This is a genomic window from Streptomyces sp. NPDC053542 (assembly GCF_044544685.1).
In the GTDB taxonomy this organism is placed as follows: Bacteria; Actinomycetota; Actinomycetes; order Streptomycetales; family Streptomycetaceae; genus Streptomyces.
The window spans coordinates 511,536-532,911 of record NZ_JBITXL010000001.1; the positions used below are offsets into that span (position 1 = coordinate 511,536).

General features: G+C 72.5%; 15 protein-coding genes. 8 read left to right on the plus strand and 7 right to left on the minus strand.

Annotated elements, in window-relative coordinates:
- Positions 1-32: 32 nt before the first annotated feature.
- From ACIGXO_RS02320 to ACIGXO_RS02340, 5 genes are all read left to right on the plus strand, one after another.
- Positions 33-1,325, plus strand: coding sequence for a helix-turn-helix domain-containing protein (locus ACIGXO_RS02320; RefSeq protein ID WP_399779159.1), 1,293 nt, complete (start codon positions 33-35; stop codon positions 1,323-1,325).
- Between the two features lie 12 nt (positions 1,326-1,337).
- Positions 1,338-2,096, plus strand: coding sequence for a toll/interleukin-1 receptor domain-containing protein (locus ACIGXO_RS02325; RefSeq protein ID WP_399779161.1), 759 nt, complete (start codon positions 1,338-1,340; stop codon positions 2,094-2,096).
- 188 nt (positions 2,097-2,284) lie between these two features.
- Complete coding sequence (locus tag ACIGXO_RS02330) at positions 2,285-4,072, plus strand: hypothetical protein (RefSeq protein WP_399779163.1); 1,788 nt, start codon at positions 2,285-2,287, stop codon at positions 4,070-4,072.
- Positions 4,069-5,205 (plus strand): hypothetical protein, encoded by a 1,137-nt coding sequence (locus tag ACIGXO_RS02335; protein ID WP_399779164.1) that lies wholly within the window; start codon positions 4,069-4,071, stop codon positions 5,203-5,205. Before ACIGXO_RS02330 ends, ACIGXO_RS02335 begins: the two co-directional genes overlap by 4 nt.
- A gap of 21 nt (positions 5,206-5,226) precedes the next feature.
- Positions 5,227-5,703 (plus strand): hypothetical protein, encoded by a 477-nt coding sequence (locus ACIGXO_RS02340; RefSeq protein ID WP_399779166.1) that lies wholly within the window; start codon positions 5,227-5,229, stop codon positions 5,701-5,703.
- Here the strand turns inward: ACIGXO_RS02340 and ACIGXO_RS02345 are convergent.
- Genes ACIGXO_RS02345 through ACIGXO_RS02360 form a run of 4 tightly spaced genes read right to left on the minus strand, consistent with a single transcriptional unit; the run spans position 5,639 to position 10,488 of the window.
- Positions 5,639-6,829, minus strand: a complete 1,191-nt coding sequence (locus ACIGXO_RS02345; protein ID WP_399779168.1) for an XdhC family protein — start codon at positions 6,827-6,829, stop codon at positions 5,639-5,641. The two genes, ACIGXO_RS02340 and ACIGXO_RS02345, sit on opposite strands and share 65 nt — an antisense overlap.
- Entirely contained in the window at positions 6,822-8,960 is a 2,139-nt protein-coding gene (locus ACIGXO_RS02350) for a xanthine dehydrogenase family protein molybdopterin-binding subunit (RefSeq protein WP_399779170.1), read from the minus strand. The genes ACIGXO_RS02345 and ACIGXO_RS02350 overlap by 8 nt, the downstream gene beginning before the upstream one ends.
- Positions 8,957-9,952, minus strand: coding sequence for an FAD binding domain-containing protein (locus ACIGXO_RS02355; RefSeq protein ID WP_399779171.1), 996 nt, complete (start codon positions 9,950-9,952; stop codon positions 8,957-8,959). Before ACIGXO_RS02355 ends, ACIGXO_RS02350 begins: the two co-directional genes overlap by 4 nt.
- Positions 9,949-10,488 (minus strand): 2Fe-2S iron-sulfur cluster-binding protein, encoded by a 540-nt coding sequence (locus ACIGXO_RS02360; RefSeq protein WP_399779173.1) that lies wholly within the window; start codon positions 10,486-10,488, stop codon positions 9,949-9,951. Before ACIGXO_RS02360 ends, ACIGXO_RS02355 begins: the two co-directional genes overlap by 4 nt.
- A gap of 302 nt (positions 10,489-10,790) precedes the next feature.
- On the opposite strand from ACIGXO_RS02360, the gene ACIGXO_RS02365 reads away from it, so the two are divergent.
- Positions 10,791-11,378: a TetR/AcrR family transcriptional regulator gene (locus ACIGXO_RS02365; RefSeq protein WP_399779174.1), complete on the plus strand. Its 588-nt coding sequence runs from the start codon at positions 10,791-10,793 to the stop codon at positions 11,376-11,378.
- A 56-nt stretch (positions 11,379-11,434) separates the two neighbouring features.
- Here the strand turns inward: ACIGXO_RS02365 and ACIGXO_RS02370 are convergent, their stop codons facing one another.
- The 3 genes from ACIGXO_RS02370 to ACIGXO_RS02380 form a co-directional block, all read right to left on the minus strand.
- On the minus strand, positions 11,435-12,610 hold the full coding sequence (locus ACIGXO_RS02370; protein ID WP_399779175.1) for an MFS transporter: 1,176 nt from the start codon (positions 12,608-12,610) through the stop codon (positions 11,435-11,437).
- A gap of 91 nt (positions 12,611-12,701) precedes the next feature.
- The gene (locus ACIGXO_RS02375) at positions 12,702-13,478 is read right to left on the minus strand and encodes a thioesterase II family protein (RefSeq protein WP_399779177.1); all 777 of its coding nucleotides are present in this window, start codon (positions 13,476-13,478) and stop codon (positions 12,702-12,704) included.
- Positions 13,475-15,358: a non-ribosomal peptide synthetase gene (locus ACIGXO_RS02380; protein ID WP_399779956.1), complete on the minus strand. Its 1,884-nt coding sequence runs from the start codon at positions 15,356-15,358 to the stop codon at positions 13,475-13,477. The genes ACIGXO_RS02375 and ACIGXO_RS02380 overlap by 4 nt, the downstream gene beginning before the upstream one ends.
- 180 nt (positions 15,359-15,538) lie before the next feature.
- On the opposite strand from ACIGXO_RS02380, the gene ACIGXO_RS02385 reads away from it, so the two are divergent.
- Both ACIGXO_RS02385 and ACIGXO_RS02390 read left to right on the plus strand, forming a co-directional pair.
- Positions 15,539-16,336 (plus strand): TylF/MycF family methyltransferase, encoded by a 798-nt coding sequence (locus ACIGXO_RS02385; RefSeq protein ID WP_399779179.1) that lies wholly within the window; start codon positions 15,539-15,541, stop codon positions 16,334-16,336.
- Positions 16,337-16,365: 29 nt separating this feature from the next.
- Positions 16,366-21,375, plus strand: a complete 5,010-nt coding sequence (locus tag ACIGXO_RS02390) for a MupA/Atu3671 family FMN-dependent luciferase-like monooxygenase (RefSeq protein WP_399779181.1) — start codon at positions 16,366-16,368, stop codon at positions 21,373-21,375.
- Position 21,376: the final 1 nt, after the last annotated feature.

Here is a 21,376-nt window from a genome sequence, read left to right on the forward strand (position 1 = left end):
GTTCGCCTGGATGGATGGTTATGGAGGTTTCCGTGCCGCAGCCGTCCACCGAGTTCGGCGAGGAGCTGAGGAAGCGGCGTCTGGACGCCGGGCTCAGCCTCACCGCGCTGTCCGCGACCGTGCACTACAGCAAGGCACAGCTGAGCAAGGTCGAACGGGGCATCAAGGCACCCAGCCGCGATCTCGCCCGTCTCTGCGACGCCGCACTGCAGGCGGACGGGGAACTGATCGCTCTGGTTGCCGCCCCGCCGGCCGGTTCCCCGAGGGAGCCGGTGCCTCACGGAATCGACGAGGAGGAGTGGACGATGCAGCTGTCACCGGACGGCCCGAACTGGTTCCAGCCCGTGGGCAGGCGCCAGGTCGTGAGCGCCGGCGCTGCCTCGCTGATGAGATGGCGTACGAGCGGTCGGAGTCCGGTCTCGCCGGCCGCCGGTGCCGGGATTCTGGAGGCGTCCCGCTCGCTCTTCACGCACTACCGGCGGCTCGGTCAGAGCGTCGAGCCCGGCTACCTGCTGCCGGGGCTGATCGCGCAGACACATACGCTGCGGGAGCTCTCTGCCCACGCCGATTCTCGCACCCGCCAGGAGCTGCTGGCGCTCGGCTCCCGGTACGCCGAGTACGTCGGCTGGCTGGTGCAGGAGACGGGCGACGAGCAGGCGGCGCTGTGGTGGACGCAGCGCGCGGTGGACCTTGCGGCAGCAGGCGGCGACCGGGCGCTCGCGGGATACGCGCTGGTCCGCCGGGCGCTGGTCACGCTGTACCAGGACGACGCCGAGCAGACCGTCGCCCTGGCCCAGCAGGCACAGAGCAGCACGCTTCCCCCGCGCATACGTGGGCTGGCCGCGCAGCGCGAGGCACAGGGACATGCGCTCGCAGGTGACCTCGACGCGTGTCTGCGCAGCTTGGACCGGGCCCGTGCGCTGCTCGGCCGGCAGGAGAGCGACGCCGAGGCACCGGTGATCGGCAGCATGCACCTGCCCGACTCGGTGGGCATGGTCACGGGCTGGTGCCTGTTCGACCTCGGGCGCCCGCACGAAGCTGCCGAGGAGTTGAACCGGCAACTCGCGCTGGTCTCGCCCGACGCAGTACGGACCCAGGTGCGGTACGGCGTACGCCGGGCCCTCGCCTACGCGGCGGACGGCGAGATCGAACACGCCTGCGCGTTGACGGTGCCGCTGCTCGACGGGGTGGCAGCCGTACGCTCCGCGACCGTCACGATCGACCTCCGGCGCCTCGCTCGCGCCCTGGCCCGCCACTCGGACCACCCCGCGGTGCGCCAACTGGCTCCGCGGCTCGGCACGTTATCCCGCTTCCCCCAGCCCTGAGAGGAAACCGCCATGGCCGATGTGTTCATCAACTACCGTACGGGCGACGGTGACGGTACCGCTGCCCTGATCGACGAGGCGCTCTCGCACCGCTTCGGTTCGGACCGTGCCTTCCGCGCCTCGAAATCCATCCCTCCCGGCACCGACTACGCCGACGCCTTGCTGGCCAACGTGCGGCGCAGCTCCGTTTTTCTGGCGATCATCGGGCCGGACTGGACAAACTTCCGGGACAAGCTGCGCGACCCGGAGGACTGGGTACGCAGGGAGATCGAGGTGGCCTTCGAGTGTGCGGTACCGGTGATTCCCGTACTGGCAGGCCGGAAGACGGAGCGACTGAACGGGGAAGAAATCCCCGGCGAGCTGGCGCGGCTCGCTGAACTCCAGTCCGTGCGGCTGGACACCCAGCATGACACCGCGGCGAGCCTGAAGCGCCTCGGCGACCTGGTGGCCGAGATGGTTCCCGAGCTCCACGACCTCGAGCACCCCGACGCACCGGCCCCCGACGCCGGGTCTGTATCCAACTCCGCCGGCGACATCAACGGTACGGCCGTACAGAGCAGGGACTTCACCGGAGACGTCGGCGGCACCGTCATCAAGGCTTCCACCGGTCCCGTCCACTCCGGCAACGGTGACATTTACCAGAACTCCCGCCACATATCGGGGGGCCGGCATTACTCCGGTGACGGTATGACGAACATCGAGGGCGACCACCATGGCGACATCCGGCACCGGTTCGGCGACCAGGGCCGACGCGAGGGCGACGAGCGGTGAGCGAGCCACCCCGCACATGGATCCGCGGTGCGAGCGGCCCGGTGCACTCCGGCCCCGGCAATCTCTACAGCTACAACTACTTCGCCGCCGGCACACCGGCGCAGGACTCGGTGAACCGTCGCAGCCCCCGCCGTATCGCGGACGACCAGCTCCGCTGGCTCCGGCAGCGGTTCGTCGACCCCTACGGGATGGGCGAGGCACGCCGCCTGCTGTCCGAGAACCGCACCGTGATCCTGTATGGCGCTCCCGGCACCGGCAGAACGGCCGCTGCCAGTGTCCTGCTGTACGAGCACCGACAAGACGCCGGCATCTTCCGGGAACTGCTGCCCGGTGACGAGGAGGAAGGCACCCTCAAGGATCCAGGGCTCGTCGGCGCCGGTGACCGGCTGCTGCTGGATCTGGCCGACGCCGACGGCGACCAATGGGCGGAGGCACGTAAGGACTTGTCCGCCCTCCGCCAGGCCGTACGCGATCAGCGGGCACATCTCGTGGTCGTCATGCCGTACGAGGGCGCGCTGGAGTCCGACCTGCGGCCCTACCGGGCCGAGATCACGCGTCCTCCGGAAGAGGAAGTGTTCCGTCGCCATCTGCGGCTGCACCGCGTACCGCACGATGAATACACGCGATCCGCCCCGGCGCTCAAGGCGTTCCTGGACGAGGAACCCTCGATGGATGACATCGCGGAGTTCGCCGACCGCGTGCGGCGGATCCGTACGGCATCTTCCGCGCGCGATGGCTTCGCCATGTGGTGCGAGCAGGCCCGGGAGGCTCGGAAGGGCTGGCGGAAGGAGGTCGCCAACCGTGTCACCGAACTGCGCGAGGCTCCGCAACGGGCGCTGCTGATCACCACGGCCATGTTGCACGGCGCACACGCCGACGTCATCCACCAAGCAGCCGATCTCCTGCTGAGTGCTTCCGAGTCACCCGGCGATGACACGCCCCTGCTTGAATGCAAGGACCTGGCCGAGCGGCTGAAGGAAATCTCCGCAACAGTCGGGCCGGACGGCCACGTACGGTTCGACAAGCCGGACTTTGACACCGCCGTCCGCGCCCACTTCTGGGATCATCTGCCCGACCTGCGGCAGACCCTGGGCGTCTGGACCAGCCGCTGCACCGAGCTGGCCGATCCGTATCTCACCCCCGAGCTCCGCGCGGAGCTGGTGAAGCGACTGGCCGACCAGTATTTGCGGACGGGCCGGTGGAAGGACCTTGCCCTCCTGACGGAGAAGTGGAGCACCGCGCCCACGAGCCGGGCCCGTCTGGAGGCCGCCGTTCATGCGCTCACCCGCGGCCTTCAGAACAAGCACTACGACGGGATCTTCCGGCAGCAGATCTATGCGTGGTGTTTCGAGAAGCGACTCACCGATGGCCTCGCCCACGTCCTCATCCGCGTCTGCACCGACGCGATCGCGCCGACCCATCCCGACCAGGCCCTGATACGGCTTTACCACCTGGCCCGCCGCGAGCGGGGCACCACTCGCGCGCAGGACGCCCTGTGCGACCTGGTGGCGACGAGCGGCCGGCTTCGTCGGCGCATGCTCGACCGCCTCACCGGTCCTTCCAGCCATCCGGCCACCGACCTCGGCCTCTTCCTTCGGGTCTGCGACCCAGTACCGCTGACGGACCCGGGCGGCGCACCGCGTGCACTCGTGGAAGAGAAGGCCGTACAGGACTGCGTGACCACCGGCTGGCGTGAGGTGCTGAGCGGGCTTGCGCAGAGGCACTGGCAGCCGTACGCCGAGCGCTGGCTGCACACGGCGTCCGATACCGGGGACCGCGGTGAGCTGCTGCTCGACCTGCTGGTCGATGCTGCCGGGAAGCACGGCACGACCCTCGCGACGCTCTATGCCGTGGCCCGTGCGGCGGAACCCACCACACCCGGTGGACGGGCCAGCGCCGCCGCCACCACCGATCTGTTGTTCCAGAAGATCTCCGAGGCTCAGGGGCTGCGACCATCCAGGGGGAACACATCATGACGACTGGCTGCAAGACGACGACCGTCTTCCTCACCGTTTTATCCGGACTGCTGCTGACCATCCTCGGGCTGTCCCAGGATTGGCCCGTGTGGGCGTGGCCCGTCGTGGCCGTCCTGCTGGTCGGCGTGCCCGCTGCGGCCTTCAGAATCGCCGCGCTGCGACGCGGCCCGATAGTGGTCGAGCACGTGGAGCAGATCACCGCTCCTCCCGTCGAGCGCAGGGAGCACCGGATCAGCCGCGTGGCACTGCCCAGCCAGTGGGCCGATTACGACTTCCTGTTCTCCGCGACCGTGCGGTGGTACCCCCTCGGAGCCACCGCGGACGAACCGGTCCTCAATCCGGCGGGCCTGGCCGTCGAAACCGTGCTGGACCGCGCCCGTGCCATCACGGAGCAGCGGGAGCCCGGCCGTGCCTCCCTCGTGCAGCACGAGTTGAGCGGCTCGCTCAGCTGGATGCGCCCGGAGGCCACCGGACACCTCCAGGTCATGGCGGAGGACATCACCCTCACCCTGCGCGAGCAGGACCAGGAGCGGCTGGACAGGCTCGCCGAGGTACGCAAAGAGAAGGCGGTCTGGGAGCACCAGCGGAAGTACGAGCAGAGCAAACGCGAGTACTTGGGCGAGGACGTGCTCAAGGACACCGGCAGTGCGGTGGTCTGGTGGCTCGCCAAGAACGAGGATCACGTGGAGAAGACCGTGGCGGATCTCGGTCTGCTCGCGCAGCTCACGTCCGCCGCCAATGACACGGACGTACCCGAACGGCTGCGGGATCTTCTCCCGCAGGCACCCGGCGAACAGCCCGGCCCGGACCACCTGGACGAACCGCCTGCTCCCTTCGAGCGGGAGCCGTCGGCCGCTGACCACTTCGAATCCTTCCTCAGCGGCATGGGATTGATGGACGGTGACGTCCGGCGGGGCATGCTGGCCAAGCAGATCGCCGACGTCATCAAAACGCAGGAGCGGTATGAGACGGCCGAGGAGATCCTGCGTCGGTACGACCCACCGGTGTCTTTCACCGCGGAGGGGGACGGGTCGCCGGAGCCCCCGGACGCCCCGCAACCTCCGGGCTCCCCTGACTCGCCCGACTCCCCTGATTCCCCGGACGGCACGGCCGACGACGCGCCCGGTGCCTGATCCCTCGCATGGAGGACAACAATGGAGAGCGAACTGGCCGCCCTGGCCGCTTCGGGAGCGACCACGCTGGTCTCGCTCATGGTCACCGACTCCTGGACCCGCGCCCGTGACCTCGTCGTCCGGTTCATCTCACGCGGTGGTACGGACCGTGTCACGGTCGCCGACCTCGATACCGCCCGGGCCCGGCTGCTCTCCGCCGAGGCCGCCGACGACCCGCACGGCGCGCGCGACACCGCCGAGCAGTGCCACGCCTACCTGCGGCATCTCCTGGAGGCCGCCGCCGGCGAGGAACTGCGCGAACTGCTCACGTCCTTGCAGCGTCTCAGCAATGATGCGGCGGCGCGGCCGGCGGCCGTGCACAACGACATCAGCGGCGGGGTCCAGCACGGCCCCGTCGTCCAGGCGGGTCGCATCACCGGGCTGACCTTCCACGTCACCCCGCAGCAGCCGTCCCCTGAAAGTCCCCCTCACGATGGATCGGGAACCGTGCCCCCGTAAGCGGAGCCCCCGTCCCCCCATGCCGTGTGGCGATGATCTCCGCTGCGATGGAGAGGGCGGTTTCTTCGGGGGTGCGGGCGCCGAGGTCGAGGCCGATCGGGGAGTGGAGGCGGGCGAGGTCTTGGTCGGTGAGGCCGGCTTCGCGGAGGCGGCGGTCGCGGTCCTCGTGGGTGCGGCGGGAGCCCATCGCGCCGATGAACGCCGCTGGTCGGCGGAGGGCTTCCGTCAGGAGGGGGACGTCGAATTTGGCGTCGTGGGTGAGGACGCACAGGACGGTGCGGTCGTCGGTGCCGGTGCGTTCGAGGTAGCGGTGCGGCCAGTCGACGACGATGTCGTCGGCCTCGGGGAAGCGGGTGCGCGTGGCGAAGACGGGGCGTGCATCGCACACCGTTACGTGGTAGCCGAGGAACTTGCCCGTGCGGACGAGGGCCGCGGCGAAGTCGACGGCGCCAAAGACGATCATGCGGGGCGGTGGGACGCTCGATTCGACGAACAGCGTCACGCCGCCCGGGCAGTGGGAGCCGTCCTCGGAGATGTCGAGGGTGCCGGTGCGGCCCACGTCCAGCATGGCGCGGGCCTCGGCCGCGGCCGTACGGTCCAGCTCCGCCCGCCCGCCAGGGCCCCCGGAGCCGTTCTCGGAGGGACCGTCCTCGGACAGGCCCGCGAGACTTCCCTCGTACGAGCCGTCCGGGCGCACGAGCAGGGCCCGTCCCCGCAGCTCCGGTGGGCCGGCGGCCACGCGGGCGAGGGCGGTGGCCTCGCCGCGGGCCGCGCCGGACAGGGCGGCCGCGAGGACCGCCCTGTCCGGGGCGTCGGCGGGTACCGGCGTGACCAGGACCTCGATGGTTCCGCCGCAGGTCAGGCCGACGGCGAAGGCGTCCTCGTCGCTGTAGCCGAAGCGTTCGCGTACCGTCGTGCCGTCCTGGAGGGCCTGTACGCACAGGTCGTACACGGCGCCCTCCACGCAGCCGCCGGAGACCGAGCCGATCGCCGTGCCCTCACTGTCGACGGCGAGGGCGGCGCCGGGCCGGCGCGGCGCGCTGCCGCCCACGGCCACGACGCTCGCCACGGCGAACTCGCGGTCCTCGCGCACCCACCGGTCCAGCTCGGCGGCGATGTCAAGCATCCGGGCCCTCGGTGCCGGGTGCCACGGCGCCCGCCAGCAGGACGCGGTCGGGGCGGATCGGCAGGTGGCGGTGGCGTACGCCGGTCGCGTGCCAGACCGCGTTGGCGATCGCCGCGGCGGCCCCCACGATGCCGATCTCGCCGACGCCCTTGATCCCGACCGGGTCGTCCGCGTCGGTGTCCTCGACCCAGTCGGCCTCGATGAGCGGCACGTCGGCGTTGGCGGCGACGTGGTAGCCCGCGAGGTCGGCGCCGACGTGGCCGCCCGAGGCCGCGTCCCGGACCGCCTCCTCGTGCAGCGCCATGGACAGGCCCCAGGTCATCCCGCCGATGAGCTGGCTGCGCGCGGTCAGCGGGTTGACGATCCGGCCCGCTGCGAAGATGCCGAGCATCCGGCGCACCCGGACCTCGCCGGTGGTGACGTCCACCGCGGCCTCGGCGAACTGCGCGCCGAAGGAGTACCGCTCCTTCTGCGCCAGCGCGGCGAGCGCCTCCGAGGTGTCCGACCGTACCGTGATGCCCTCGGGCGGGACGGTGCCGCCCAGCGCCAGCTGCTCCCGCAGGTCCTTCGCCGCGGCCGTGACCGCCCAGGCCCAGGAGCGGGTGCCCATCGAGCCGCCCGCGATCCACGCCGGGCCGAAGTCGCTGTCCGCGATGCGGGTCCGGACGCGGCCGGACTCCACCTGGAGCGCGTCGGCGGCGATCTGGGTCAGCGCGGTGCGGGCACCGGTGCCGATGTCCGCCGCGTTGATCCGCACGGTGAAGGTGCCGTCGGCCTCCGCCGTGACGGCAGCCGTGGAGGGGCCGGCGCCCGAGGGGAACGAGGCCGCCGCCACGCCCGTACCGAGCAGCCAGCGGCCTTCGCGGCGCACGCCGGGGCGCGGGTCGCGGTCGGCCCAGCCGAACCGGCGGGCGCCCTCCTCGAAGCAGGCGAGCAGGTTGCGGCTGCTGAACGGCAGGCCGGAGACGGGCCCCGCGTCCGGTTCGTTGCGTACCCGCAGCGCGATCGGGTCGACGCCGCACTTCTCCGCGAGCTCGTCGAGCGCGCACTCCATCGCGAAGGAGCCCGGTGCCTCGCCCGGCGCGCGCATGAACGTCGGGGTCGGCACGTCGAGGCGTACGACGCGGTTGACGGAGTGGTGCGCGTCGGAGGCGTACATCGCGCGCCCCACGTTGGCGCTCGGCTCGATGAACTCGTGCACGGTCGAGGTGAGGTTCTGGGCCTCGTGGGCGAACGCGCGCAGCCGGCCGTCGGCGTCGGCGCCGAGCCGGATCCGCTGCACCGTGGGGCTGCGGTAGCCGGTGAGCGAGAACATCTGACGGCGGGTCAGCACGACGCGTACGGGGCGCTGGAGTTCGGTCGCGGCCATCACCGCGCACACCTGGTGCGCGCGCATCCCCTTGGATCCGAAGCCGCCGCCGACGTGTTCGGAGCGCACCCGCACCGAGGCCGGGTCGAGGGAGAACAGCTTCGCGAGCTCGTTCGCCACCCACATGGTGCCCTGGTTGGAGTCGACGACCTCGAGCCGGCCGTCCTCCCAGCGCGCCATCGCCGCGTGCGGCTCCAGCATCGAGTGGTGCTCTTCGGGGGTGGTGTACTCGGCGTCCAGGACGACGGCGGAGGCGGCGAGTTCGGCCTCGACGTCGCCCTTCTCCACGGCGGAGTTCTCCGGCGTGTACGTGCCGTCCCGGCCGGCCGAGAACGCGATGTCGTGCGGCTCCTCGTCGTACTCCACCACCAGCGCCTCCGCGGCCTCCCTGGCCTGCTCGGAGGTCTCGGCGACGACCAGCGCCACCGGCCAGCCCAGGTACGGCACCCGGTCGTTCTGGAAGACCGCGAGGGTGGGGTCGGGCTTGCCGAGCAGCCCCACGTAGTCGGTGTCGACGCGCGGCGCGTTGCCGTGGTGCAGGACGGACAGCACGCCGGGCATGGCCAGTACGGCGTCGGCGCCGACGGAGCGGATGCGGCCGCGGGCGACGGTGGAGAGCACCAGCCAGCCGTGGGCGAGTTCGGCGTAGGGCACCTCTCCCGCGTACCGCGCGGCGCCGGTGACCTTGGCGACGCCCTCGATGCGCGTGTGCGCGGTGCCGACGGCCCCCGTCACTGCCGGGGTTCCGGTCATCGTGGTCATCGGGCGGCCTCCTCGGCGAGCTCGGTCAGTACGGCGGTGACGAGGTTGCGCATCAGCGTCACCTTGTATCCGTTGTCACGCAGCGGTTCGGCGGCCGCCAGCTCGGCGTCCGCGGCGGCGGCGAAGGCTTCGGCGGTCGCCGGGCCGCCGGTCAGCAGCCGCTCGGCCTCCAGCGCACGCCACGGCCGGGACGCCACCGCACCGAAGGCGAGGCGTACGTCGCGTACGGTCCCGTCCTCCTGGACGTCGAGGGCGGCGGCGACCGAGCCGATCGCGAAGGCGTAGGAAGCGCGCTCGCGCACCTTGCGGTACCGCGAGACGGCGGCGACCGGCGCCGGGGGCAGGGTGACGCCGGTGATCAGCGCGCCGGCCGGCAGGGCGGTCTCCAGATGCGGGGTGTCGCCCACGGGGAGGTAGAACTCCGAGAGCGGCAACTCCCCCGGCCCGTCGGCCGTTTCGTACGTCACCACCGCGTCGAACGCGCTGAGCGCCACACCCATGTCGGAGGGGTGGGTGGCCACGCAGTGCGCGGAGGCGCCGAGGATCGCGTGGTTGCGGTGCTCGCCCTCGATGGCGGGGCAACCGCTGCCGGGGACGCGCTTGTTGCACGGCTTGGCGGTGTCGGTGAAGTAGCCGCAGCGGGTGCGCTGGAGCAGATTCCCGCCGACCGTCGCCATGTTGCGCAGCTGTCCGGAGGCACCGGCCAGCACGGCCTGCGCCAACGCCGGGTAACGGCGCCGTACTTCGGGGTGGGCCGCGAGGTCGCTGTTGGTGACCGTCGCACCGATGTGCAGACCGCCGTCGTCCGTCTCCTCGATCCGGTCGAGGGGCAGCTCCCGTACGTCGATGAGCAGTCCGGGCCGCTCCACGCCGGTCTTCATCAGGTCGACGAGGTTGGTGCCGCCGCCGAGGTAGCGCGCGTCGGGCTCGGCGCCGAGCAGCGCGACCGCGCCGGGGACGTCGAGGACGCGCTGGTAACCGAATTCCTTCATACCGCGGCCTCCACTCCGGCCGCGCGCGCGACCGCCTGGACGATGGACACGTACGCACCGCAGCGGCACAGGTTGCCGCTCATCCGTTCCCGGATCTCGTCGGCGGTGAGCGGGGGCGGCCCCGCTTCGGGCCGCACGTCGTCGGTCACGGCGCTCGGCCAGCCCGCCGCGTGCTCCTCGATCACGGCGAGGGCCGAACAGATCTGTCCCGGCGTGCAGTAGCCGCACTGGTAGCCGTCGAGGTCGACGAACGCCTGCTGTACCGGGTGCAGTTGGTCGCCGTCGGCCACGCCTTCGATGGTGGTGACCTCGCGCCCCTCGGCGGCCACCGCGAGCTGCAGACAGGAGACGGCCCGCCGCCCGTCGATCAGCACCGTGCAGGCGCCGCACTGCCCCTGGTCGCACCCCTTCTTCGTACCTGTCAGATCGAGCCGCTCGCGCAGCGCGTCGAGCAGGGTGGTGCGGTGGTCGACGGGCAGCGTGTACTTCTCTCCGTTGACGTGCAAGGTGATGGCGCTGGACGTCGATGGGGCCATGAACAGCCTTCTTTCGCGTGTGTCGTGCGCGGTGGGTGTCGGTGGTCTCGGTGTGGGGTACGTGGTGGGCGACGAGGCGCGGGGCGATGATGGTGGGCGGGGCCGGGCGGAGGGCCGTACCGTCCCGTCACGCGGGCTCTGCGCCGGTCAGGGGCACCACCGGCCGTCCACTCCCCCGTATCTGCCGCTATGGTGAGCCTAAGCGGACAACTGTCCGTAAGCCTGGAACCTACCGGACAGCTGTCCGCTTAGCAAGGCCCGCCCGGCGGTGATTCCGTCCGCGGTTCTCGGAAGGAGGACGAGTGCAGCAGCCGAACGACCCACCACTGCGCTCGGACGCGCAACGGAATCGCGAGCGCATCCTGGAAGTGGCACTGACCGAACTGACGCGCTCGGCGGACGCCCCGCTGAGCGCGATCGCGAAGAAGGCGGGCGTCGGGCAGGGGACCTTCTACCGGAACTTCCCCAACCGCGAGGCCCTCGTCCTCGAGGTCTACCGCTATGAGATGCAGCAGGTCGCCGACGCCGCGGCCCAGCTGCTCGAAACCCGCCCGCCGGACCAGGCGCTGCGGGAGTGGATGAGCCGTCTGGCCCAGTACGCGATGGCCAAGGCCGGCCTGGCCGACGCGATGCGCAAGGCCACCTGCTCCCAGGGCAGCCTGGCCGGCCTGGGGCACGCCCCGCTGACCTCCGCCGTCACACTCCTGCTGCGGGCGAACGAGGAGGCCGGCACCATCCGTCCGGGGGTCACCCCCGACGACTTCCTGCTGGCCATCGCCGGCCTCTGGCAGCTCGGCGCCCGCGCGGACGATGACTGGCAGCTCCGCGCCACCCGCCTCCTGGACCTCGTCATGGCCGGCCTCCGCGCGGGGGCGCCGGGGCATTCCTGAGCCCCGGGACTGCCCCAGGCCCCGCGACGCCCGGCCGTGCGCGGTGAAACCCGCGCTCAGACCTGAACGCGCGCCCGCGCCCCGACCAGCGCGCGGTGGAAGGCGGCCTCGGGGAGGAGGGCCAGGGCGCAGACGGCCGCGGCGGGGAGGGCGATCCAGCGGCCGTCCAGCGGGGACAGCAACGACAGCAGCAGGCCGCCGGTCGCGCCGCCGAGCGCGGCGCCCACGTAGATGACCGAGCTGTTCATCGAGACGGCGAGCGGTCCGGCGGGCCCGGCCAGCCGCAGCAGCCGGTGCTGCTGCGGCGCCGCGTACATCCAGCCGGTGACGCCCCAGAGCACCATGGACGCCAGCGCGGTCGGGAAGGAGGTCACGGCCCAGGGCATGGCGAGGAAGTTGACGGCCATGCCGACGACCGAGATCAGGACGAGCCGGCGGCCGGCGGGCCGGTCCATGTACGCCCCGGCGAAGGCGTTGCCCGCCATGCCGCCGAGGCCGAAGGCGAGCAGCAGCACCGCGAGGCGCGTGCCGTCGCCGCCGGTCGCGTCGGCGAACACCGCGCCCGCGTAGGTGAGGACGGAGTACTCGGCGATCACGGCGCAGACGGTGACGGCCAGTACCGCCCGGATTCCCGGTCCGCGCAGGGCGGCGAGCCGCTCGCGCGCGCCGACGGCCGGCCGTACCGTACCGATCCCCCGCAACCCCCTGACCAGGCCCAGCCCCACCGCGGCCGTGCCCAGCGCGAGGGCGACCAGGGTGGGGCGCCAGCCGAAGGCCGAGGCGGCCCACGTACCGGCCGGGACGCCGAGTACGGAGCCCATCACCAGCCCGCTGTTGACCAGCGCCAGCGCCCTGCCCTGCCGGTCCTCGGGCACCAGCGCCGCGGCCAGCGCCGCCACCTGCGGGGTGAACTGGCAGGCCCCGGCGGCGACCAGCACCCGGCCGGCCATCGCGACCAGCAGCGAGTCGGCGCCGGCGCAGACAAGGTTGCCGAGCGCCGCCGCACAGAGCGCGGCGGTGAGGGTGGTGCGCGGCGCACGGTTGCCGAGCGCGCCGGACAGCAGCGGGCCGAGCACGGCGTAGGCGAGCGAGAAGGCCGTCATCAGCTGTCCGGCGGCGGCGAGCGTCGTACCGAGGGAGTGCCCGATCCCGGGCAGCATGCCGGCGATGACGAACACATCGGTGCCGAGGAAGAAGGTCCCGGCCGCGAGCAGGTAGAGCCGTACCGGCATGGTGGGTGACGTCCTTTCGGGCCTGCGGGGCCTTCGGTCTTGCGGGCCTGCGGACCTGCGGGCTCGGTGGGTGCGGGCTTGGGGAGGCGGTTCAGGCCAGGAAGGTCGCCGCCTTGACGGCCGCGGTGACCTCCGGTGGGAAGCCGTCGAGATAGAAGTGGCCGCCGGGGAAGGTGCGCAGGGAGAAGCCGGCGGTGGTCAGGGCGGCCCAGTCCGCCGCGGCGTCCGGGTCCACCAGCGCGTCGTCCTGCCCGGTCAGCACGGTGATCGGGCAGGACAGGACGGCGTGCGGATCGGGTGTGTACGAGGCGACAGCGCGCCAGTCGCTGCGCAGCGCCGGCAGGATCAGGGCGCGCAGCTCCGGGTCCGCCAGCAGCGCCGGATCGATGCCGCGCAGCAGCCGGAACTCCTCGACGATCTCGTCCTCGGTGGTCTCGTCCTCCGTGCCGAGCCGGAGCGCCGGGCGGCGGCCGGGCGGGACCATGCCCGAGACGATGAGGCCGGCGGGCGGAGCGGCGTACTTCTCCTCCAGGCGCCGGGCGGTCTCGAAGGCCAGCAACGCGCCCATGCTGTGGCCGAACAGGACGGGCCGGGGCCGCGGCCGGCCGCTGTCCGGTCCGGCGCCTTCGGCGTCCGCGGCGGCCGCCCCTGCGATCTCGTCGGCGAGGACTCCGAGATCCTCGATGGCCGGTTCCGCTGCCCGGTCCTGGCGGCCGGGGTACTGCACGCCGAGCACCTGCACGGCGGGGCTCAGCGCGGCGGACAGCGGGAAGTAGTAGCTCGCCGAGCCGCCCGCGTACGGGAAGCAGAGCAGCCGGCGGGCCGGGGCTGCCGCGCGGTGGAAGGTGCGGATCCAGGGCGGCCTCATACCGGGCTCCGTTCGGCGACCAGGGCGGTCAGCGCGTCGATGGTCGGCTTCTCCAGGAACTCGTGGATGTCGACCCGCACCTGGAAGCGCGCGTGCAGGCGGGTGACGAGGAGGGCGGCCGAGAGCGACGTCCCGCCCAGTTCGCCGAACGGCCGGGACGCGTCGCGGGCGTCGACCGGCACGCCCAGTACCTCCGACCAGATCTCGGCGACGGCCCCCTCGATGCCGTCCGCGCGGGAGACGGCGGGCGCGCAGGACTCGGAGGGCGTACAGGGCGCGGAGGGCGTACGGAACGCGGAGGGCGTACGGGCCGGGCCGGTCACCGGGGGCGGCAGCCGCCTGCGGTCGATCTTGCCGTTCGGGGAGAGCGGCAGCGACGCGGCAGTGCGGAGGTGCCGCGGGACCATGTGGTCGGGCAGCCGGGCGGCGAGGTGCCGCCGCAGGGACTCCGCCGCGACCTCGTGCCCCGGCCGGCCCACCACATGGGCGACCAGCTGCCGCTCGGCGCCGGGCGACGGCTCCCACGGCACCACGGCGCACTCCCGGACCGCGGGATGGCGGCCCAGTACGGCCTCGATCTCGGCGGGCTCGACACGGTAGCCCCGGATCTTCACCTGGTCGTCGGCCCGGCCGCGGTACTCCAGGACGCCATCCGGGCGGCGTGCGACCAGGTCGCCGGTGCGGTACATACGGACCCGCGCCCCGCCCGGCTCCGCCTCGGCCACCGGGAAGCGCTCGGCCGTCAGTTCGGGTTCCGCCACGTATCCCCGGGCCAGGCCCACCCCGGAGAGCCACAGCTCGCCGGCGCGCACATGCGCCGCGAAACCGGGGATCGGCCTGCCGATGGGCGGGGCGTCCGGCCAGGACCGCGGCGGGCCGGTGAGGGTGTGGGCGACCGCCACATGGGTCTCCGCGGGCCCGTAGTGGTTGTGCAGCCGGCACCCGGGCAGCCGCTCGAAGAACGCGCGGATTCCCGGGGTGACGCGCAGCGCCTCACCGGCCGCCGCCACCTCCCGCAGCGCGGTCGGAAAGCGGTCGAACGCGCAGGCCAGGTCGGCCAGTCGGCTCAGTGCGACGGGCGGGACGAAGAGCCGCTCGATCTCCCACTCGACCAGGCGGTCCAGCATGCGCTGCAGGTCGGCGCGTTCGTCGTCGGCCGGGGTGTGGAGGGTGCCGCCGCTGCACCAGGCGGTGAAGACCTCCTGCACGAAGACGTCGAAGCCGAGGGGCGCGAACATCATGGTGCGCAGCGGCCGGCCGGACGTACTGGCCAGGGTCCAGGCGATGAGGTTGTCCAGGGCGCGGTGCGGCATGGCGATGGCCTTGGGGCCGCCCGTGGAGCCCGAGGTGAAGACGACGTACGCCGGGTCCTCGGGGCGCGCCGCGACCGGCTCGTACGCTCCGTCCGCCCCGGTGCCCTCCGTACCGTCCATGCCGTCCATGCCGTCCATGGCGTCCATGGCGTCCATCACCAGGACACGGATGCCGTCCGGCGCAAAGACCGGTGCCTGGTCCGGTACCTGATCCGGTACCTGATCCGCTGACCGGTCCGGTACCTGATCCGCTGTCGTGAGGGCGATGCGTGCCCCGCTGCGCTGCCACATGTGGCGGGTGCGGTCCTCGGGGTAGCCGGGGTCCACGACGCAGAAGGCGCCGCCCGCGCGGAGCACAGCCAGCACGGCCACGCCGAGCCGCAGACCGCGCGGCGCTTGGACGAGCACCACGTCCCCCGGGCGCACGCCTTCGCGTACCAGGCGCCGGGCGACCGCGTTCGCGCGCTGGTCCAGTTCCGCGTAGCCGATCCGGCCGTCCGGGGCGATCAGCGCGGTGGCGTCGGGACGCCGCCGTACCTGTTCCCCGATCAACTCGCCCACGCGCATGGACACCAGTCGTCTCCTCCGCTCTCTCCTCCGGCCGACGATGCCACGCGCGCGGGCCGGTCCGGCAGAAGGCTTTCGTCCTGCGGAAGACTCGGCGGCGACACGGCACAACGTCCCTAGGGTCCAGAGCGGGATCACCCGCACCGGTCCCTCACCCTGAGACGCCCTGGGATGGTTGTCGTGCACTCGACCGCGCAGACCGTACAGACCGCACAGACCACACAGACGGAAGACACCGCACAGCTCTATCTGGACCTGATGAAGAAGGTCCTGGCCAACACCATTTACGAGGACCCGCCCATCCCCGCGACCTGGGCGCCGGCCGAGCAGTACGACGAGCTCAACCGGCGGCTGGGCGTCGACTGGCCGAGCGTCGCCCACACCATGATCGGGATACGCCGGCTGGAGAACGTGGAGAGCTGCGTCAAGACCGTTCTGGCGGACGGCGTTCCCGGCGACTTCATCGAGACCGGGGTGTGGCGCGGCGGCACCTGCATCTTCCTGCGGGCGATTCTCAAGGCGTACGGCGTCACGGACCGCCGGGTATGGGTGGCCGACTCCTTCCAGGGAATGCCGCGGGCGGACGCCACGACGCACGAGGGTGACCGCGAACTGGCGACGGACCAGTACAACGCGTTTCTCGCCACCGATCTGCCGACCGTGCGCGGGAATTTCGAGCGGTACGGACTGCTGGACGAGCAGGTGTCCTTTCTGCCCGGCTGGTTCAAGGACACCCTGCCGACGGCACCCATCGACCGGCTTTCCGTCCTCCGGCTGGACAGCGACCTCTACGAATCCACCTGGGACACCCTCGTCCATCTCTATCCCAAGCTGTCCCCCGGCGGATTCGTCATCGTCGACGACTACCACATTCCGGTGTGCCGGGAAGCGGTCCACGACTGGCGCGACGAATTCGGCGTCACGGATCCGATCGAGGACATCGACGGGCTCGGCGCGTTCTGGCGACGCGGCGCGTGACGGGCGGCGAACGAATGGAGAATCGCGAAGTGGCAAGCACTGCTGACGTACTGGCCCTGGTCGCCCGGCAGCTGGGATGTCCGGCGGAACAGCTCGACGGCGACCGGACGTTCGTCGCCGCCGGCGCGGATTCGCTGTCCCTGATGGCTCTGGCGCGAGAGGTACAGAAGGAATTCGGGGTGCGGGTCTCGGTCCGGGAGCTGTTCTCGGGGACGGATACGCCGCACAAGCTGGCGGGGGTGCTCGCGGAACGGGGGGCGATTTCGGGGACGTTCTCGGGGGCGGTTTCGGGGGCGGTTTCGGGGGCGGTTTCGTCACCGGTCCCGGAGCCGGTCTCGCCGCCGCCGGTGAGCGTCCCGGCGGACGAGGGGACGGATGAGGGGGTGGATGAGGGCGCCTCGGAGTCCGCCATCGCGGTCGTCAACGCCCAGCTCCAGCTCGCGGAACGGATGTTCACCAAGTTCTCGGAGCTGGCGGCGGAGCAGCTGCGGGTGCTCGGCGGGCCGCGCCCCGCGGCCGCACCGTCGCCGGCGCCCTCCCCCTCAGCCTCCCCCTCCGCGCAGCCCGCCGCCGTCCCACCTCGTACCGGAAGCCCGGGACGCCCCGGCCGCCCCGACTTCAGCCTCTACTTCTTCGGCGACTATCCGGACCAGAACGCCGCGGTCAGCTACGAGCACCTGCTCGAGGCCGCAAAATTCGGCGACGAAAAGGGATTCCACACGCTCTGGATCCCCGAGCGGCACTTCCATTCCTTCGGCGCGCTGTTCCCCAACCCCTCGGTGCTCGCGGCGTCCCTGGCCACCGTCACCTCCCGCATACGGCTGCACGCCGGTTCCGTCGTGCTCCCCCTGCACCATCCCGTACGAGTGGCCGAGGAATGGTCCGTCGTGGACAATCTTTCCGGCGGCCGCGCCGGCCTGAGTTTCGCCAGCGGCTGGCATTCCCGGGATTTCGCGCTGGCGCCGGAGAATTACGGCCGCCAGCGGGAGGTGATGTACGAAGGTCTGGAGACCGTACGGGAATTGTGGGCCGGGCGTACCGTGCCGGCCATGTCCGGCACCGGTGAGGCGGTGCAGCTCGCCCTGCACCCCGCTCCCGTACAGGAATCGCCCCCGATGTTCGCCGCCGTGCTGTCGAACCCGGACAGTTATGCGCGGGCGGCGCGGGCCGGGCTCGGCATCGTCACCAATCTGATGTCGCAGAGCGTCGAGGACCTGCGGGAGAACATCGCGCTGTACCGGCGTACCCGCGCGGCGCACGGCCTGGATCCGGACACGGGCCGGGTCGTCGTGCTCGTCCACACGTATCTCGGCACGGACGCGGAACGGGCGCGGCAGGAGGCCCGCCGTCCCTTCTGCGACTACCTGCGGTCCTCGCTCGGCCTCTTCGACTCCCTCGCCAACAGCCTCGGGATCGACGTCGACCTGGCGACCACGGACCCGGAGGACCTGGACTTCGTCCTGGACCGGGCGTACGACCGGTACTGCGCGTCCCGGGCGCTGATCGGCAGCCGGGACAGCGTGCGCCCGGTGCTGGACACGCTGACCGCGGCGGGCGCCGACGAGATCGGCTGCTTCATCGACTTCGGTGTGCGGCCGGACCTGATGCTCGCCGCGCTGCCCGAACTGGACGGTCTCCGCGAGGAGTACGGACGGTCCGCCCCGGAGCCCGAGAACCAGCACGCCCGCCGGACGGACGACCGGCACGCCCCCCGGGCCGACGACCGGCATGCCCCGCGGACCATCGACCGGCACCCCCCGCGTCCCGCGGCCCCCACCCCCCGGCGCGCCCCCGCCACTCCCGCCACCCCCCTCCAGCGCCGCATGTGGCTGCTCGACCGGATGGACCCGGGCCGGCACACGTACCACGAGCCCAAGGCCCTGCTCCTCGAAGGCCCGTTGGACACCGACGCGCTGCGGGTCGCCCTGCGGCGTACCGTCGACCGGCATCCGCAGCTCCGTACCGTCTTCCGGGAGAACGCCGAGGGCGTCCTGGAGCAGACCGTGCTGGACTCCGTCGCCGTCGACTGCCCGGTCGTCCCGCTGACCGGCCTCGACGACGACACCGCGCTGCTGCGCCTGCGGGACGACGCGGACGCCGAGGACTTCGATCTCGCGCGGGGGCCGCTGCTGCGCGCCCGCATCGGCCGGCTCGCCGACGACCGCCATCTGCTGTACCTGGTCGCCCACCACATCGTCTTCGACGCCGCCTCGACCGAGGTCCTGTGCAAGGACCTGGCCGCGTTCTACCGTGCCTGGCCCGGCGAGCCGACGGATCTCGCCGACGTCGGCACCGCCGAAGCGCCGCCCGCGGACGAGGACACCCCGTCCGACGGCCCCGGTCACCTCGCCGAGGGCCTGGAGTTCTGGCGCCGCGAACTGTCCGGTGCCGCGTCCCTCGAACTGCCCACCGACCGGCCCCGGACCGCGGCACCGCCGGCCGGCGCCAGCCTCGTACACACCCTGGACGGCACGCTCTCCGAGCGGGTCCGGGCGCTCGGCAGGGAGCAGGGCTGCACGCTGTTCATGACGCTCCTGGGCGCGGTCGGCGCCACCCTCGGCCGGTTCGCGGGCCAGGACGACGTCGTGCTCGGTACGGCCGTCAGCAACCGGCCGAGCGGTGCCGCGCACACGGTCGGCATGTTCGTCGAGACCCTCGCGCTGCGGCTCGACCTGTCGGGCGATCCGGCCTTCGGGGACCTCGTACGGCGGGTCGGCGCCCGGACGGCCGAGGCCATGCAGTTCCGGGACATCCCCTTCGACCAGGTCGTCGAGGCGGTCAACCCGGAGCGCGCCGCGGGCCGGAACCCGCTGTTCCAGGTGATGGTGGAGTTCGAGGCGCACAGCACGCCCGACTTCGGGGGCACGGGCCTGACCGCCGAGCTGCTCGACGTACCGCGCAACCAGGCGCCGTTCGATCTCACGCTGTACTTCGCCGACCGCCCGGACGGCATCCGCTGCACCGCCGAGTACGACGCTGAGCTGTTCGACGGGACCACGGTGCGCCGGATGGTCGAGTACGTGGCGGAGCTGCTGCGCCACGCGGTGGACTCCCCCGCTCTCCCGCTGTCCCGGCTGCCCGCGCTCACCGCACGCGACCGGCGCGACCTGGACCGTCTGCAGGGCGAGCGCGTCGACGCGGACCCCGCGGCCCCGGCGACGCTCCACGGGCTCGTCGAGGCGCGGGCCGCGGAAGCGCCCGACGCGGTGGCCCTCGTGGGGGACGGCGAGCCGGTCGGCTACGGCGCGCTCGACGCCGCCGCGAACCGGCTCGCGCACGCCCTGGCGGCCCGTGGCCTGGCCCGGGGCGACACGGCCGCGGTCTGTCTGCCGCGCGGTACGGGCCTGATCACCGCGATCCTCGCCATCCTGAAGTGCGGCGCCGCGTACGTACCGGTGGACCGCTCGCTGCCCGCCGAACGCCGCCGGTTCATGCTGACGGACAGCGGCGCCGCGCTGGTCATCGCCGGCCGCGAGCCGGCCGGCGGGGCGGCAGCCGGTGGGGACGCGGACGGCGGGGACGCGGACCGCTTCCCGTGCCCCGTCCTGTGGCTCGACGACCTCAACGACGTCGAAGATCCTGACGCCACTGACAGCGCCATGCCCGACACGCCTCTCGGGCGCACGGTCGACCCCGATGACGCGGCGTACCTCATCTACACCTCCGGGTCGACCGGCCGGCCGAAGGCGGTGGCCGTACCGCACCGGGGCCCGGTCAACCTGATCCGCTGGCAGCTGCGGACGCTATGGGCGCTGCGTACGGTCCAGTGGACCTCACCGGGCTTCGACGTGAGCGTGCAGGAGATCTTCTCGACCCTCGGTTCCGGTGCCACGCTGGTCCTCCTCGACGACGCGACGCGCCACGATCCCGCCGCGGTGGCCGACCGGCTGCGGGAGTACGAGGTCCAGCGCATGAGCGTGCCGTTCACGCCGCTCAAGACCCTGGCGGGCGAGCTGGCGCGGGTGCCGTCGCTGCGGCAGTTGCTGATCGGCGGCGAGAAGCTCACCCTCACGCCCGAACTGCGCGCGCTCGCCGCCGCGTGCCCCGGGCTGACGCTCTACAACCAGTACGGACCGACCGAGACCTCCGTGGTGGTGACCTCGCACCGGGTCGATCCGGCCGCCGGGCCGGTCCCGCCCATCGGCCGGCCGGTCGACAACGTGACCGTCCGCATCGTCGACGGCCACGACCGCCCGGTGCCGGTCGGGGTGATCGGTGAACTCCTCATCGGGGGCGTGCAGGTCGCGCACGGCTATGTCGGGGATCCCGAGGCCACGGAGCGCGGCTTCGGCACGGCCGCGCCGGGTTCCGGCGACGCGGAGCGGTACTACCGGACCGGCGATCTCGTCCGGCTGCGGTCGGACGGCGTCCTGGAGTACCACGGGCGCCGGGACGCCCAGGTGAAGATCCGCGGCCATCGCGTGGAGCCCGAGGAGGCCGAGTGGGCGCTGAGCGGGCTGCCCGGCGTACGGGAGGCGGTCGTGCTGGCCCGGCCCGACGCGGCGGGCGAGACGGCGCTGGCGGCGTACGTCGTGCCGGACGGCCCGAGCGCCGGCCACGGCGCGGAGGCGGCGCCCGGGGACGACTGGAGTACGCCGCTGCGCAGGCGGCTCGGCGCGGTACTGCCGCACTACCTGGTGCCGCAGCTCTGGTTCCGGCTGGAGCGGCTGCCCTACGGCCCCAACGGCAAGCTCGACCGCGCCCGGCTGCTGGCGATGGGCACCGCGGCGCCCGCCGACGACAAGTACGCCCAGGACGCCAAGTACACCGACGGCACCGACGACACCCAGGACGGCCCCGGCGCACCGGCCGATCTGCGGGAGCGGGTGGCCAAGCTGTGGGCGGTCGAGCTGGGCGGCGGCCCCGTGCCACCGGACCGGTCGTTCTTCGACGCGGGCGGGAACTCCCTGTCCGCCGTGCGGCTGCTGGAGCGGGTCCGCGCCGAGCTGGGCAGCAGGATTCCGGTGGCCGAGTTCTTCGCCGCGCCGACCGTCCGCGCCATGGCGGACCGGCTGGCGGCGGCGCGGAAGGAGTCCTGAG

Excerpts from the sequence above, each read along its gene's own strand:
- ACIGXO_RS02360 (WP_399779173.1), bottom strand. The coding sequence starts at position 10,488 with ATGGCCCCATCGACGTCCAGCGCCATCACCTTGCACGTCAACGGAGAG.
- ACIGXO_RS02380 (WP_399779956.1), bottom strand. The coding sequence starts at position 15,358 with ATGCGCGTGGGCGAGTTGATCGGGGAACAGGTACGGCGGCGTCCCGAC.
- ACIGXO_RS02340 (WP_399779166.1), top strand. The coding sequence starts at position 5,227 with ATGGAGAGCGAACTGGCCGCCCTGGCCGCTTCGGGAGCGACCACGCTG.
- ACIGXO_RS02325 (WP_399779161.1), top strand. The coding sequence starts at position 1,338 with ATGGCCGATGTGTTCATCAACTACCGTACGGGCGACGGTGACGGTACC.
- ACIGXO_RS02370 (WP_399779175.1), bottom strand. The coding sequence starts at position 12,610 with ATGCCGGTACGGCTCTACCTGCTCGCGGCCGGGACCTTCTTCCTCGGC.
- ACIGXO_RS02345 (WP_399779168.1), bottom strand. The coding sequence starts at position 6,829 with ATGCTTGACATCGCCGCCGAGCTGGACCGGTGGGTGCGCGAGGACCGC.
- ACIGXO_RS02330 (WP_399779163.1), top strand. The coding sequence starts at position 2,285 with ATGGGCGAGGCACGCCGCCTGCTGTCCGAGAACCGCACCGTGATCCTG.
- ACIGXO_RS02335 (WP_399779164.1), top strand. The coding sequence starts at position 4,069 with ATGACGACTGGCTGCAAGACGACGACCGTCTTCCTCACCGTTTTATCC.
- ACIGXO_RS02355 (WP_399779171.1), bottom strand. The coding sequence starts at position 9,952 with ATGAAGGAATTCGGTTACCAGCGCGTCCTCGACGTCCCCGGCGCGGTC.
- ACIGXO_RS02375 (WP_399779177.1), bottom strand. The coding sequence starts at position 13,478 with ATGAGGCCGCCCTGGATCCGCACCTTCCACCGCGCGGCAGCCCCGGCC.
- ACIGXO_RS02350 (WP_399779170.1), bottom strand. The coding sequence starts at position 8,960 with ATGACCACGATGACCGGAACCCCGGCAGTGACGGGGGCCGTCGGCACC.